This window comes from Calothrix anomala FACHB-343, from assembly GCF_014696435.1.
GTDB lineage: Bacteria > Cyanobacteriota > Cyanobacteriia > Cyanobacteriales > Nostocaceae > Aulosira > Aulosira anomala_A.
On record NZ_JACJQG010000098.1, the window covers coordinates 14,470 to 29,337 of the forward strand.

At 42.4% G+C, this 14,868-nt stretch carries 11 protein-coding genes; 7 read left to right on the forward strand and 4 right to left on the reverse strand.

Features of this window, described 5'->3' with window-relative positions; translation table 11 throughout:
* The first annotated feature begins 139 nt into the window (after window positions 1–139).
* The 4 genes from H6G08_RS34075 (at window position 140) to urtE (ending at window position 3,976) form a co-directional block, all read left to right on the forward strand.
* On the forward strand, window positions 140–1,300 hold the full coding sequence (locus H6G08_RS34075) for an ABC transporter permease subunit (RefSeq protein WP_190551283.1): 1,161 nt from the start codon (window positions 140–142) through the stop codon (window positions 1,298–1,300).
* A 45-nt stretch (window positions 1,301–1,345) separates the two neighbouring features.
* Complete coding sequence (urtC, locus tag H6G08_RS34080; RefSeq protein WP_190551285.1) at window positions 1,346–2,464, forward strand: urea ABC transporter permease subunit UrtC; 1,119 nt, start codon at window positions 1,346–1,348, stop codon at window positions 2,462–2,464.
* Window positions 2,439–3,185 (forward strand): urea ABC transporter ATP-binding protein UrtD, encoded by a 747-nt coding sequence (gene urtD, locus H6G08_RS34085; RefSeq protein ID WP_190551287.1) that lies wholly within the window; start codon window positions 2,439–2,441, stop codon window positions 3,183–3,185. Before urtC ends, urtD begins: the two co-directional genes overlap by 26 nt.
* A 92-nt stretch (window positions 3,186–3,277) precedes the next feature.
* Window positions 3,278–3,976, forward strand: a complete 699-nt coding sequence (urtE, locus tag H6G08_RS34090; protein ID WP_190551309.1) for an urea ABC transporter ATP-binding subunit UrtE — start codon at window positions 3,278–3,280, stop codon at window positions 3,974–3,976.
* Between the two features lie 221 nt (window positions 3,977–4,197).
* Here urtE and H6G08_RS34095 read toward each other — a convergent pair whose 3' ends face one another.
* The 3 genes from H6G08_RS34095 to H6G08_RS34105 all read right to left on the reverse strand — a co-directional run bounded on the left by H6G08_RS34095 (window position 4,198) and on the right by H6G08_RS34105 (window position 7,053).
* The gene (locus tag H6G08_RS34095; RefSeq protein ID WP_190551289.1) at window positions 4,198–4,833 is read right to left on the reverse strand and encodes a hypothetical protein; all 636 of its coding nucleotides are present in this window, start codon (window positions 4,831–4,833) and stop codon (window positions 4,198–4,200) included.
* Window positions 4,833–5,084: a hypothetical protein gene (locus H6G08_RS34100; protein WP_190551291.1), complete on the reverse strand. Its 252-nt coding sequence runs from the start codon at window positions 5,082–5,084 to the stop codon at window positions 4,833–4,835. The genes H6G08_RS34095 and H6G08_RS34100 overlap by 1 nt, the downstream gene beginning before the upstream one ends.
* A gap of 241 nt (window positions 5,085–5,325) precedes the next feature.
* Entirely contained in the window at window positions 5,326–7,053 is a 1,728-nt protein-coding gene (locus H6G08_RS34105) for a S8 family peptidase (RefSeq protein WP_190551293.1), read from the reverse strand.
* Window positions 7,054–7,436: 383 nt separating this feature from the next.
* On the opposite strand from H6G08_RS34105, the gene H6G08_RS34110 reads away from it, so the two are divergent.
* Complete coding sequence (locus H6G08_RS34110) at window positions 7,437–8,900, forward strand: glycoside hydrolase family 13 protein (protein ID WP_190551295.1); 1,464 nt, start codon at window positions 7,437–7,439, stop codon at window positions 8,898–8,900.
* A 248-nt stretch (window positions 8,901–9,148) separates the two neighbouring features.
* On the opposite strand, the gene H6G08_RS34115 is transcribed toward H6G08_RS34110, so the two are convergent.
* Window positions 9,149–10,333, reverse strand: coding sequence for an NAD(P)H-quinone oxidoreductase subunit H (locus H6G08_RS34115; protein ID WP_190551297.1), 1,185 nt, complete (start codon window positions 10,331–10,333; stop codon window positions 9,149–9,151).
* A gap of 1,141 nt (window positions 10,334–11,474) precedes the next feature.
* Between H6G08_RS34115 and pntA the strand changes: the two genes are divergently transcribed.
* Both pntA and pntB read left to right on the forward strand, forming a co-directional pair.
* Window positions 11,475–13,064: a Re/Si-specific NAD(P)(+) transhydrogenase subunit alpha gene (gene pntA / locus H6G08_RS34120; RefSeq protein ID WP_190551299.1), complete on the forward strand. Its 1,590-nt coding sequence runs from the start codon at window positions 11,475–11,477 to the stop codon at window positions 13,062–13,064.
* Between the two features lie 9 nt (window positions 13,065–13,073).
* Complete coding sequence (gene pntB, locus H6G08_RS34125; RefSeq protein ID WP_190551301.1) at window positions 13,074–14,525, forward strand: Re/Si-specific NAD(P)(+) transhydrogenase subunit beta; 1,452 nt, start codon at window positions 13,074–13,076, stop codon at window positions 14,523–14,525.
* Window positions 14,526–14,868 lie beyond the last annotated feature (343 nt).

Below are 14,868 nucleotides of genomic sequence, written 5' to 3' on the forward strand. Positions count from 1 at the left end.
TACGCAACCAACAATTGTACAGACGCGATTCATCGCGTCTCTAATGACTCAGCGATTCATCGCGTCTCTGTCTGTGATTAATCGCGTCTCTGACTAATGACTCATTTATCAACAAAAAGCTGATAGCTGGGGAATCAAAATGTTAACAGGTTTTTTAGATGCTGTATTTAATGGTATCAGCATCGGTTCTGTGTTATTAATTGCTGCTTTGGGATTAGCCATTATCTTTGGCTTGATGGGCGTAATTAATATGGCGCATGGTGAATTGATGATGTTTGGGGCTTATACAACCTTTGTAGTGCAAAATGGTTGTAAGCAATTAGGCGGCTTTTGGTGGGAAATTTATATATTCTTGGCTTTAATTATCGCTTTCTTTTTCACTGCATTTATCGGCTTAATTTTAGAAAGGGGCGTGATTCGCTATCTCTATGGTAGACCCCTGGAAACTTTACTCGCCACTTGGGGAGTAAGTTTAATTTTTCAGCAGTTTGTCCGCAGTGTAAATTGGGTTTTAATTATTGGCTTAGTTTTGTTTTCAGGATTATTTTTTGGGGGTTTATGGTTCTTAAATTCCCGCACCAATTTAGAGAGGGTGCGTAACTGGGTTGTTGGCGTGATTTTCTTGCTATCTTTAGGAGTGACAGTCACTACAGGTAAGATATTAAGTCAAACCTATAAGCTAGCAGTAACTCAACCTTGGTTTGGCGCACAAAATGTAGATGTAACTGCTCCTAAATGGTTACAAACTGGTATATCTGTAGGTGGCATACAGTTACCATTTGCTAGATTATTTATTATCAGTTTAACAATAATTTGTGTCGCTGGAATTTATTTGTTTTTACAGCGTTCTAGTTGGGGATTAAGAATTAGGGCGGTTACCCAAAATCGCAGTATGAGTGCTTGTTTAGGTATCCCCACTCAAAAAGTTGATGCAATTACGTTTGCGTTGGGTTCTGGGTTGGCTGGTGTAGCTGGATGTGCAATTAGTTTGCTAGGTTCTGTAGGGCCAAATACCGGACAAAATTATATTATCGACACCTTTATGGTTGTGGTTGTCGGTGGTGTGGGGAATTTAGCTGGTACTATTGTTGCGGCTTTAGGAATTGGTACAGTTAACTTTTTAATTGGTTCGGGAACCTTGGCTTTATTATTTGCACCGGTGAAACCTTTAGCAGATTTGTTGAACTTTTTTGCAACTACAAGTATGGCAAAGGTGATGGTATTCGCACTGATTATTATATTTTTACAGTGGAAGCCAGCAGGAATTTTTCCCCAAAAAGGTCGGACTGTTGATGTTTAACCTTAAGTATTTCACAATCTTGCTTCAAAATCAGAGGGCGCAAAGATGAAGAAGGGAGGACAGTTAATCTTAATTGAAGTTGGGGTGGTGGTAGCGATCGCACTCATTCTCATCTTAATTATGCCAGCAGTGTTGTCAGAGTTTCGCTTAAATTTGCTGGGGCGATTTTTATCCCTGGCGATTGTGGCTTTAGGTATTGACTTGATTTGGGGCTATACTGGGTTACTCAGTTTAGGACATGGTATATTCTTTGGTTTGGGTGGATATGCGATCGCAATGTACCTGAAACTGCAAATTCCATCGGGTGAGTTACCTGATTTCATGGAATTATATGGTGTCACGGATCTTCCCTGGTTTTGGAAACCTTTTTATTCTTTCCCCTTCGCAGTCGCAGCTGTAGTCATCATTCCCGGTTTATTAGCTGGGTTCCTGGGATATTTAGTATTTCGCAATCGCATTAAGGGCGTTTATTTCTCCATTCTTACCCAAGCAGCAATTATCGTCTTCTTTAACTTTTTTAACGGACAGCAACAATTTTTTAATGGTACAAACGGGCTGATAGATTTTACAACTTTATTTGGTGCAACTGTCAGCGATGCCAAAACCAAATATATTTTCTACATCCTCACAGTATTATTTCTCGCTGCTACCTACGGCGTTTGTCGTTGGTTAACTAGCGGGCGTTTTGGGAGATTGTTAATCGCCATTCGCGACGATGAAAGTCGGGTGAGATTTTCCGGTTATAACCCTACAGATTTTAAAACATTAGTCTTTGCAGTGTCTGGTGCGATCGCTGGAATTGCAGGAGCATTTTACACCCTACAAAGTGGTTCTGTTTCCCCTAGAGCAATGGATATTGCTTTTTCGATTGAAATGGTAATTTGGGTAGCAGTTGGGGGACGCGCAACATTAATCGGCGCAGTTTTAGGAACTTTATTAGTTAATTATGCCCGTGCTTTTTTAAGCGAACAATTTGCGGAAATTTGGCTATTTTTCCAAGGCGCACTGTTTTTAATAGTCGTCACAGTTCTACCTGATGGACTTGTTGGCTGGTTGCGCAGTCAAAACTTTGCTATTTTCAAACGCCCTCAAGAAATTTCTACCTATCCCAGCTTAGAAGAAGATCCGGAAGTAAAACATGAACGCCAAAATCTTGGAAACTGAAAACGTTACTGTAAGTTTTGACGGTTTTAAAGCTCTCAACCAATTAAATTTTAATATGGATGTGGGCGAATTACGAGTAGTAATTGGCCCTAATGGTGCGGGTAAAACTACATTTTTGGATGTAATTACTGGGAAAGTTCAACCAACTATCGGCAGAGTTTTATTTAAAGGTAAAAATCTCCGTTCTCTACCAGAATATGAAATTGCAAGGCGAGGTATTGGGCGGAAATTCCAAACACCAAGAGTTTATCTTAATCTCACGCCCAGGGAGAATTTAGAAATTACCAGTAACCGCAAGAAAAATGTATTTTCTACTTTATTGGGGCGTTCTCCAGTTACTGAACAAAATAGCGTTAAAGGTTTATTAGAAACCATTGGCTTAACTGCTAAAGCTGACATTCCCGCCGCTTTATTATCCCACGGCGAAAAGCAAAGGTTAGAAATTGGGATGTTAGTGGGACAGTCACCAGATTTATTACTTGTTGATGAACCTGTTGCAGGTTTAACTGATGAAGAAACCTATAACATTGGCGAATTACTTTTAACATTAGCGCAGAGTCATTCAATTTTAGTAATTGAACATGACATGGAATTTGTCCGACAAATTGCCAAAAAAGTCACAGTTTTACATGAGGGTTCTGTACTCTGTGAGGGGAATTTTGAAGAAGTGCAAAATGACCCACGAGTGGTAGAAGTTTATCTAGGACAGCAGCAAGAGTAGTAAACAATTCAAAATTCAAAATTCAAAATTCAAAATTCTATTTGACTCATCCTCAATGCCCAATTCCCAATGCCCAATGCCCAATGACTAATATGCTAAATATTTCTAACCTGAACGTTTACTACGGTGAAAGCCATATTCTCCGCAATGTAGATTTGCATGTTCCTAATGGACAAATGGTATGTCTCATTGGACGTAATGGTGTTGGTAAAACAACATTACTTAAAAGTATTATGGGTTTGCTGAAACCCCGCAGTGGCACAATTAATTTAGCTGGAAATTTAATTAACTCGAAAACTCCCGACCAAAGGGCTAAGTTAGGAATAGGTTATGTACCCCAAGGACGAGATATTATTCCTCGGTTGACTGTGAAAGAAAATCTGATTTTGGGATTAGAAGCTAGACAAAAACAACTGAAAAAACCGGAGATTCCCGAAGAGATTTTTAGCTTATTTCCAGTTTTAAAAACCATGTTGGCGCGGATGGGTGGCGATTTAAGTGGGGGACAACAGCAACAATTAGCGATCGCGCGTGCTTTAATGGGACAGCCTCAATTATTAGTCTTAGACGAACCTACCGAAGGTATTCAACCCTCAATCATCTTGGAAATTGAAGCTGCTGTTCGCCGGATTATTGAAAATACCGGGATTTCTGTATTATTGGTAGAACAACACTTACACTTTGTGCGTCAAGCCGATTATTATTACGCCATGCAAAAAGGTGCTATTGTCGCTTCAGGTTCAACTGATGAATTGAGTCAAGATGTGATTCAAAGATTTTTAGCGGTTTAATTATGACCTCATAACTTTTTCAACGCAAAGTAACGCGGAGGTTAGCGCAAAGTTTCGCAGAGTATTTCTAAGTCAATTCGCTATGAATTAATGAAATGGTGTACTAAGCTAATGTGTGTCTAAATTGCATAACTAATAATCATGGCTGTTGACTGTCAACGGTCAACTGTCAACCGTCAACAAATCTGAGGATGGATTGTGCAACTTAAAAGCAGAATACTTTACCAACCTAAATAACCAAATTTCAATAATAACCAGAGAAAATTTATCCATAAAAAACACATTACTCCCAATCCGGCGATCGCGCCCAATATAAATGCTACTGTGGTTTTAATTCGCTGATTTCCACCTCGATAAAATCTTGGCGCATAAAAAAAGACCGATTCCGCCACATTAAAGCCACTAAATATTGAGAAAAACCAAAATAAACCTAGCAAGAAAGAACCATTGACTTCGTGGTCATCAAAGATTCGCAAAGTCGGTAATGGTTTAATTGAATGCTTGATGTATCCTATTTGTATTGGCGTTAGTTCTAAGCCTTCAATAAAAATAGCCTCGAGTGCTGATGCTTGGAACCATATACAGGTAGGTGTTTGTTTGCCAAATCTGGCTCGACAATCCAGGGAAGGAGGTAGAATTTCTTCGACTATCAATGTTTGATGGTCGATGGGAATCTTGCAGTATAGGGTTTGTGTTAACTGACAATGTAGCAGATGTCTAGGAACTGCTATTGATTGTTCATCTTTGGTGGCAATAGATAATTCAAAATATGGACTTGGGGAGCGATCGCCTATAATTAACATTGTCAGCAGAAACGCGATCGCTAAATTGACAATCAAGCGTTGTCTGCGATGCATTACAAATTATGAAAGTAATTGACAATGCTTTCTTCAACTTTGATCGCAGGTAAAAATAACTGGTACTCCCATCCTTCCCCAGGGGTAAGATCTTTTTTAGCAATGTAGTCTTGTCTTGCTCCAGCTTTACCTTCCGCACTTGGGTAATTTTCTACAGCGTGAAAGACGGACATTCTTGCATAAGCGTAGCCCAGTGAATACAAGCACAACACACCGAGTAAAGTAGGAAGTAATTTGCTTACCTTTTGCATAATCATCGATAGAAGTCGGGGAAACGTTTCTATATAACTACAACTCCAGACGATGATTTTACTGATTAGATCCCCGATTTCTGCAAAAATTCGGGGATATAGAGAGAATTTTACAGCATCTTCCTGTAAATAGACCACGCTGTAGGGGCACGGCATCAGTAAAATTATTGTATGTACCAAAAGATTGTCGGTGCCGTGCCCCTACGATAGATGTGGTTCAAATAGGTGAAAACTGCTGTAATTACAAATTACCAACATTAATCAAACCAAAACCCCATTTACTATCAAAGGTTCCTGGAGGTTTACCAGGAATTGAGCTATTTTTGCGCAGTAAATTTTTCACTGTCGCTGGGTCAAGATTGGGGTCGCGTTGTAATAATAATGCTACAACACCTGTAACGAATGGTGTCGCCATACTTGTACCAGCCATGACGACAAATTTAGAATTAATCATCATCGAGCGATCGCTATTAGCATTAGAAGACAATGCAGAAGCTATCATCGCCCCTGGTGCGGCTATATCTGGTTTTTGTCCATCATTCCGCAATGGCCCTTCACTGCTAAACTCCGAGATAGTATCTAACTCTAAGCCCATATCGCGGACTTGACCGTCAATATCTGTATACTCAACTTTTGTTGTGTAAGCTGCAACTGTAATCGCACTGCTAGCCGCTCCCGGAGAGCCAATTTTTACACAGTCTTTTACGCTTTTACCTGTAAAAAATACTGATGAATGATCGTCCAACGTCCACACATCTAAACGGGTATCGCTGTTACTAGTATTGCGGACTCGTAACTGCCAAATTCCACCCATGACAGGGGAAGGGCCGTTACCGCGAATTTGCACAAAGAAATTGTGGTCGCCATTACCTTTATCTGGGGCTGGTGTGACAATTTCTACCTGGGAATCTGGTAATTGATACTTCTGGGTAGGATTGTCATCAGCAATAATTTTTTGATAGGGAGTAACGAAACCATTCGGACTGCGCACCGAGATTTCCAACTCGCTGTCAGCATCATACCAACCATTTAACCAGACGATACCGACTTGATTTAAGGGCACATTAAAGCGCATACCCCGCGATTTTTGTGCAGGTATGTTTGCTTGACCGTGTATGTTATCGTTTCCTTCGTTACCCGCAGCACAGCAAACAATTTTACCCGGCCCGGTTTCTGCATCAATAATCCGCGATAAGGAGTCACTACCATCATGAGCATCAGCATGTCCGCCCAAGCTCATATTTAATACTATGGGTCGTCCTAATTCTGTGGCTACGCGGAAAACGTAACGCACAGCATCAGCAATATGAGCATCCTGTAAATCAGATTTAACAATAATTAATTCTGCTTCTGGTGCTACCCCTGGATAAGTTTCATCTGCACCCGCAGCAATACCCGCCACATGGGTACCATGACCGTTAGTATCTTGGGAAACAGTCATTTGTTCGCCAGTAAATTCTGCGCCATAATCGCCTTCTTTAACTCCCGGCCCTGGGAGCGTCTGATCCCAAATGCGTAAAATCCGTCCAGCAAAGGCGGGGTGTTTGGGATCAATACCGCTATCAATAACGCCAATCAAGACTCCCTTTCCAGTCAATCCCGTTTTGGTTTGAAAATCAGGTAATTTCACCTTACCAGGAGCCACATCCATCCGCAGATGGAGTTTGCGCGATGGTTTGATGCGTTGAATTACATCTTCTTCTGATAGCGCATCTAAAGCTTGTATAGGTAAAAAAGCCGTGCGGACACTACCAGAACTTTGATTGATGCGAATCCCATACTGTTCTAAATGACTCAAATCTGCATCAGGTTCGCAGTAGAGAAACACAATACTCTTAGTCGGCTTAACAGCACTTTTGGGAGCAATTATACCAAGCGATCGCCTGTGAGTAGTTAAAGCCTGCTCTCCTTCATTTTGATAATCTTCATACGCCAACAGCAAACCAGGAGATAGTTTATCGTGTCTCATAAGTCTTACCATCTTCTATGTAATTTTCCTTAATTAGATAACTGATTTGAGTAGTCTTAGATGTTTTAGCATAAATACGAAAAATGTCATTATTAGCAGATCGAGGGATTTGCAGCTAAACTTTTGTATTGATCCAGCGCCTAATTCCCAAATTACAGATAAATCTCTAGATAGAAAAATAAAGAATTATTAATTGGTCAATAGTCAATGGTCAATGGTCAATGGTCAATGGTCAATAATAAATTCTATGGACTGTTGACTGTTGACTGTTGACTGTTGACTATGGACTTTTGACCAAAAAATCAATGATCTACCACAGGTGGGAACCATAAAGAAGCTATGATTTGCAACGATCGCTCCTGTAGGTATAAATAGAGTAATCAATGCAAATTCAAACACCAGACTGGGTAAAACACGCTGTATTCTACCAAATATTTCCCGATCGCTTTGCCAGAAGCAAGCAACCCCGCAAACGATTATTACATGAAGCTCGTTGGGAAGATTGGGAAGCAATGCCTTCACTACAAGGGTACAAAGGCGGTGATTTATGGGGTGTAATGGAGGGTTTGGACTACATCCAAAATTTAGGAATTAACGCTATCTACTTCACACCCATCTTTCAATCGGCTAGTAACCATCGCTATCATACCCACGATTATTATCAGGTCGATCCACTGTTGGGGGGTAACGAAGCTTTTAAAGAATTGTTAGACGCAGCCCACGAACGCAATATTAAAGTTGTCTTGGATGGTGTATTTAATCACTCCAGTCGCGGCTTTTTCTTTTTCCACGATGTATTGGAAAATGGCCCTCATTCCCCTTGGGTGAATTGGTTTAAAGTAGAAGGCTGGCCGCTTTCCGCTTACAATGGCGATTTTCCAGCTAATTATGAAGGTTGGGCAGGAAATCGGGCTTTACCTGTATTTAACCACGATAACCCCGAAGTCAAAGAATATATTATGGAAATTGCCGAATATTGGCTTAAATTCGGCATTGATGGTTGGCGGTTAGATGTCCCATTTGAAATTAAAACCCCTGGCTTTTGGCAAGAATTTCGTCAGCGCGTCAAGGCGATAAATCCCGAAGCTTATATTGTGGGGGAAGTTTGGGGAGACTCTCGCGAATGGCTAGATGGTACGCAATTTGACGGCGTGATGAATTATTTATTTGCCGGGCCGACCATTGCCTTTGCCGCAGGCGATCGCGTAGTCTTAGAACAAGTGCAAAGCCGCGACTATAAACCCTATCCCCCCTTATTTGCTGCGGAATACGCCGCCAAAATTCAAGAAGTACTCGAACTTTATCCTTGGGAAATTCAGCTAACCCAATTAAACTTACTCGCCAGTCACGACACCGCCAGATTAATGTCTATTTCTGGAGGCGATAAAGCCAGTGTCGAATTAGCAACATTACTCTTACTCACCTTCCCCGGTGCCCCTAGCGTCTACTATGGTGATGAAGTCGGCTTACCTGGCGCGATAGATCCCGATTCTCGACGTGGTTTTCCCTTAGAAGCAACCTGGGACAAAGATATTCTTGATACTCATCGTCAATTAATTGCCATCCGTAATAGCTACCCAGCATTGCGGATAGGAGATTATCAAGTGCTTTATGCCCAAGGTACACTTTATGTATTTGCTAGAACCTTAGGAACTGAAGAATTAATTATTGCTGTGAATGCAGGTACAGCACCAACAAAAGCAGAGATTCCCATTAGCAACTTGCAGACTCAACCCAACAAACTTTTATATGGCAATGCCGAAGTAGAATGGCAAGATGCCGGAGAAAATCAGCAGCTTTCCATATCTCTTGATGCGCGTTTTGGTTGCATCTTAGGTGTAGGTTAATCTCATGTCTTTCTCTTCTTCTTTTCTTTCTTCTTCGTGTACTACCCTGCGGGAACGCCTCCGGCGAACGCGCCTTTGCGGTTCGTTCTCTTATCCCTAAACATCAATGCGATACATCACTAGAAAATAACCCAATAATTGCGTAAGGGCGGGGAAACCCCGCCCCTACGATTGGGTATAAAAATAAGGGCACAATTATAATTTTTGTGCCCTTATATTGATTCTGTATCCAAAGCAAACAGACTGATTTATCTGTCCACAGAACCCATAATTACATCGATACTACCGAGAATTACCACAATATCTGCCACCTTCACTCCGCGTAATAAATGCGGCAGAATTTGCAGATTGTTGAAATCGGCGGCGCGAATCTTCCAGCGTGCGGGGAAGACATTATCATCACCCACTAAATAAATACCTAATTCACCTTTACCGCTTTCGACACGGGCGTAAATTTCCCCTTTAGGAATCTTAAAAGAAGGAGAAACTTTTTTACCAATATATTGATAATCAAAAGCATCCCATTCTGATTTTTTCCCAGCAGCTAAACGCTTCGCTTCTAAGTTCTCATAAGGGCCGCCAGGAAGTCCTTTAATTGCTTGGCGAATAATTTTCACAGATTCGCGCATTTCCCGCATCCGCACCAAATAACGGGCAAAGCAATCACCGGCAGTTTCCCACTGTACATCCCAGTCAAAGTCATCGTAGCATTCATAGTGGTCAACTTTGCGCAAGTCCCACTTCACCCCAGAAGCGCGTAACATGGGGCCAGAAAGTCCCCAGTTAATTGCTTCTTCGCGGGTGATTGTGCCAATACCTTCAACCCGACGGCGGAAAATGGGGTTATTGGTAACTAACTTTTCGTACTCGTCTATTTTAGGTAGCAAGTAATCGCAGAATTCTGAGCATTTATCTACCCAACCGTAAGGTAAATCAACTGCTACACCACCAACACGGAAGTAATTGTTATTTACCATCCGGTAACCAGTAGCCGCTTCCCATAAATCGTAAATCATCTCCCGTTCGCGGAACTGGTAGAAGAAGGGAGTTTGTGCGCCTACGTCAGCTAGGAATGGCCCGAACCACAATAGGTGGTTGGCGATGCGGTTTAATTCCAGCATAATAACGCGGATGTAGCTGGCGCGTTTGGGTACGGCAACACCTGCCAATTTTTCTGGGGCGTTGACAGTAACGGCTTCATTGAACATCCCTGCTGCGTAGTCCCACCGACTCACGTAGGGGACATACATAATCGTAGTGCGGTTTTCCGCAATTTTTTCCATTCCCCGGTGCAGGTAGCCAATTACTGGTTCACAATCAATGACATCCTCGCCATCCAGGGTAACAATTAACCGCAGAACCCCGTGCATTGAGGGATGGTGCGGGCCCATATTGAGCACCATAGGTTCAGTGCGGGTTTCTATTCTGGCCATAGATTATGTGTTCTCCCGTTCATGAAAATTTAGACTTGGATCGCGTAGATGCCAACCAGACCCCATTTATCGTGTCTGCCACAATCAGACTCTTCAGGGTAATGGGTTAGGTTGGAGAGAAGATGGCAGCCGAGGGATTTTGGTTGATGTTTAATTTTGTTGCACTTCTTCAATTATTATATGGAATACGCAATGCCTAACACCGATTGTCCCGAATTTGCCCGCCTACTATTGAGGCTGCATTCAGCTAGCCATGTGCAAGTTTGTGCTTTATCGACCTTTCCATGCCCTGAAGGATACAGCTGGCGAGTAGTAACGTAGGGTGTGTTGTCGCGCAGCGCAACGCACCTTGAATTTGAGACGGTGCGTTAGCCTACGGCATAACACACCCTACGAAGAATTTATATTTTATTTATATAAATTAAATTTATTTTGCAAACTTTTGGAATTACTATGCATAGTTTCTGACAGTCATCCATTCCAATTCAAGTTGCTATTAATCGCTGTTGTATAGCAAACATTATTGATAAATTTGATTAATTTCAATTATTAAAATATAAAAATTATTATTTTTTTGTTGATATTGCTATAGTAAATATTATTTACCCTAGTCGCTAGATATTTGGTCTACTAAAACCAACAATGGTTGTGAAGAATTAATACAATTATCGATATCCTATACTATAAGAAATAGTATCTTTAGAATAAGTAATTCAATCAATATCAAAGATACAACCTGAGTAGGGGAGACAAAAACAAAAACACTTTTGTAAACAAAAGTTGTTTTCATATTTCGTGCTGAAAGGCGGTTTGCCGAAAACATTCCATCTTAAAATTGTCCTAAGTGGCGTGCGTATGGCGTACCACAATTAATTTCAGCGTAATTTTGAGGTTGGTGCAAGATCTAAACCTCCCGTTAAAAGCGATCGCTCCTAGCAACTAGATACAGTCAGCAATAAAATCCTCATTATTCCCAACTTTTGGCGATCGCATAATTCAATTCCACATTAAATTGCATACAGCCGAATTAGGGCATGGGGCAAGAGTCTTCTTCCCCCTGCTCCCTGCTCCCTGCCCCCTTGCCTTCTCTTCTCCCTTCTCAACAACTGGGAACACTGCATAAATCAATAGGAGAACGCCAATGAAGATTGGTATTCCAAAAGAAGTCTATCCTGGCGAACAGCGTGTAGCCGCTACGCCAGATACAGCCAAACGCTTGCAAAAGCTGGGTTTTGATGTATTAGTAGAAAGAAATGCTGGCTGCGGTGCCAACTTTAATGATGATGCTTACACTGCAGCACAATGTCAGATTGTCCCAGATGCAGCAACTTTATGGACAGAAGCAGATATTGTCCTCAAGGTGCGCCCGCCCCAATTGCACCCAGATGCATGTAAACATGAAGTCGATTTACTCCATCAGGGAAGTACGTTAATTAGTTTTATTTGGCCTGCCCAAAATGCTGATTTATTGCAAAAATTAGTATCGCGTCAAGCTACAGTCTTGGCGATGGATGCCATTCCCCGCATCAGTAGGGCGCAAAAGCTAGATGCTTTAAGTTCAATGGCAAATCTGGCAGGATATCGGGCGGTAATTGAAGCAGCTAACCACTTTGGGCGCTTCTTTAACGGACAAATTACCGCCGCCGGCAAGGTACCACCAGCCAAGGTAATGATTATTGGTGTAGGCGTTGCGGGATTAGCCGCCATTGGTACAGCTAAAGGATTAGGTGCAATTGTGCGCGCCTTTGATACTCGCTTAGTAGTTAAAGAACAAGTAGAAAGTCTCGGAGCAGAATTTCTCGAACTCAACTTTGCTGAAGATGGAACGGGTGAAGGCGGTTACGCCAAGGTAATGAGCGACGAATTCATCAAGGCGGAGATGGCACTGTTTGCCGAGCAAGCCAAAGAAGTTGATATTATCATCACTACAGCTTTGATTCCTGGGAAAAAAGCACCAGTGCTAATTACTCAGGAAATGGTTGAAAGTATGAAAGAAGGTTCGGTAGTTGTTGATTTAGCAGCCGAGCAAGGTGGGAATTGTGCCTGTACTCATCCCGGTGAAGTTTACCGTCACAAGGGAGTAACCATAGTTGGTTTAACAGATTTGCCTAGCCGCATGGCACAACAAGCCAGTCAACTTTACGGTACAAATCTTTACCATCTCCTCGAAGACATGGGAGGAGCAAAGAATTTTCAAGTCAATCTCGAAGATGAAGTCGTTAGAGGCGCTTTAGTCGTTCATAGTGGCGAAATCACTTATCCACCGCCAAAAGTAGAGAAAAAAGTAGAGGTAGCAGAAACCAAAAGTAGCAAAAGTGAAGATAAAGTCAAAGAGCCGATTCCAGTCTTAGCAACTGCGCCAGCTTCCCCAGTTCCCAGTAAAGCCAAAAGCGGGAGTAATGTAATTTGGCTGTTATTGGTTGGTGTCGCCTTACTGGGTATCGGTATAAGTGCGCCGCCAGAATTTTTGTCTCATTTCATTGTGTTTGTTCTGGCTTGCTTTATTGGTTGGCAAGTGATTTGGAATGTCAAACCAGCATTGCATACACCACTAATGAGCGTGACTAACGCCATTAGCGGCATCATTATTCTCGGCGGGATGCTGCAAATATCGGGAACATCCAACTTATCTACAACAATTCTGGGAGCGATCGCAATTCTTGTCGGCACAATTAACATCTCCGGCGGTTTCCTAGTCACCCAACGAATGCTCAAAATGTTCCAAAAATAGAAGGAAATTATGTCAAATAACTTACTGACAGTGGCGTATATTCTCGCCAGCGCTCTATTTATTCTCAGTCTTGGGGGACTGTCCGATCAAGAAACCGCTCGCAAAGGTAATGTTTACGGTATTGTGGGTATGGCGATCGCTTTCGTAGCGACTGCATTCTCCCTCGATATGAAAGCTTATGGCATCTTAAGTGCCGTTGTCATTCCCGGAGTCGTCATTGGCGCAATTGTGGCGGCGCGGGTAGCGATGACTTCCATGCCAGAATTAGTAGCAATTTTGCATAGCTTTGTTGGTGCAGCAGCAGTACTCGTAGGGATTGCCAATTATCTACAAGCAACGCCCCTCTCGCCAGAAGAAGCGACAATCCATCAAATCGAAATATTTGTTGGCGTCTTTATTGGTGCAATCACCTTTACCGGCTCAATTATTGCCTTTGGTAAACTCAGAGGTGTCATCACCAGCAAACCCGTACTTATCCCCGCCAGGCATGTATTAAACTTGGCTATTCTCGTAGCTTCAGTATGGCTGGGCAGTCAGTTTATTGGTGCAGAAGCCACAACTGGATTGCAACCCCTATTATTCATGTCTGCAATTGCCGCAGTTTTAGGCGTTCATCTCGTCATGGCAATTGGCGGCGCGGATATGCCCGTGGTAATTTCCATGCTCAACAGCTACTCTGGATGGGCGGCGGCGGCGGCGGGTTTCATGTTATCTAACGACTTGCTGATTATTACCGGTGCATTAGTCGGTAGTAGCGGGGCGATCCTCAGCTACATCATGTGCAAAGCCATGAACCGCTCCTTTATCAGCGTCATTTTAGGCGGCTTTGGCGCACAGACAACTAGCGCAACTATGGCAGATGGCGCACAGCCAGAAGGCAAAGTTAACTCAACCACAGTAGAAGACACAGTAGAAATTCTCTGCCGTGCCAAGAGTGTGATTATTGTTCCTGGTTACGGTATGGCGGTAGCCCAAGCACAACATGGCGTTTCCGACATTGTCAAACGATTGCGCGATCGCCGAATTAAAGTGCGTTTCGGTATACATCCCGTAGCTGGACGTATGCCAGGACACATGAACGTTTTGTTAGCGGAAGCGAAAGTTCCTTATGATATCGTCTTAGAGATGGATGAAATTAATGAGGATTTCACCGAAACAGATGTAGTATTAGTCATTGGTGCTAACGACACTGTTAACCCCAGCGCCTTAGAAAATCCCAATAGCCCCATTGCCGGAATGCCTGTACTCGAAGTTTGGAAAGCTGGTACAGTCATCGTCATGAAACGCAGTATGGCAAGCGGCTATGCTGGAGTAGAAAACCCGCTATTCTATAAGCCAAATACCCTGATGTTGTTTGGCGATGCGAAGAAAAATATTGATGCAACAGTCAGCAAACTTAGCGAATTAAGCGAGGAAAGCAGCAATATTAATCTAGTAATGAAAACAGTATTTTCCACATAACCAAGATTGGTGCTTAGTCCGTAATCCCGCCGTCACCCTAGAAGGGTGCGGCTAATTAAACAAAGCCTGCAAACGCAGGCTAATTTTTTTAGCCCACGCAGGTGGGCTTTGTATTAATAGCCCCAGGCTTCCAGCCTGCGGGCGATATATCGGGTATGCGATTGATAAAATGCGTAGGCGATCGCACCTCAACTGATTTGTCCAAGGGACATCCAATTTTTTAAATACCCATTTAACCTTCCTTCCGTACCCAGCACTGTCACAATCGGTTATTACTGAGGTTGATTCATCAATAGAGAATAAAAGAACACATTAAATGAGTAAAAAAGATATTTTAAGAAGT

Bases quoted from the DNA above. Each gene is read 5' to 3' on its own strand.
- pntA (WP_190551299.1), top strand. From the start codon at position 11,475: ATGAAGATTGGTATTCCAAAAGAAGTCTATCCTGGCGAACAGCGTGTA.
- urtD (WP_190551287.1), top strand. From the start codon at position 2,439: ATGAACGCCAAAATCTTGGAAACTGAAAACGTTACTGTAAGTTTTGAC.
- urtC (WP_190551285.1), top strand. From the start codon at position 1,346: ATGAAGAAGGGAGGACAGTTAATCTTAATTGAAGTTGGGGTGGTGGTA.
- urtE (WP_190551309.1), top strand. From the start codon at position 3,278: ATGCTAAATATTTCTAACCTGAACGTTTACTACGGTGAAAGCCATATT.
- H6G08_RS34110 (WP_190551295.1), top strand. From the start codon at position 7,437: ATGCAAATTCAAACACCAGACTGGGTAAAACACGCTGTATTCTACCAA.
- H6G08_RS34075 (WP_190551283.1), top strand. From the start codon at position 140: ATGTTAACAGGTTTTTTAGATGCTGTATTTAATGGTATCAGCATCGGT.
- H6G08_RS34095 (WP_190551289.1), bottom strand. From the start codon at position 4,833: ATGCATCGCAGACAACGCTTGATTGTCAATTTAGCGATCGCGTTTCTG.
- H6G08_RS34100 (WP_190551291.1), bottom strand. From the start codon at position 5,084: ATGCAAAAGGTAAGCAAATTACTTCCTACTTTACTCGGTGTGTTGTGC.
- H6G08_RS34105 (WP_190551293.1), bottom strand. From the start codon at position 7,053: ATGAGACACGATAAACTATCTCCTGGTTTGCTGTTGGCGTATGAAGAT.
- pntB (WP_190551301.1), top strand. From the start codon at position 13,074: ATGTCAAATAACTTACTGACAGTGGCGTATATTCTCGCCAGCGCTCTA.
- H6G08_RS34115 (WP_190551297.1), bottom strand. From the start codon at position 10,333: ATGGCCAGAATAGAAACCCGCACTGAACCTATGGTGCTCAATATGGGC.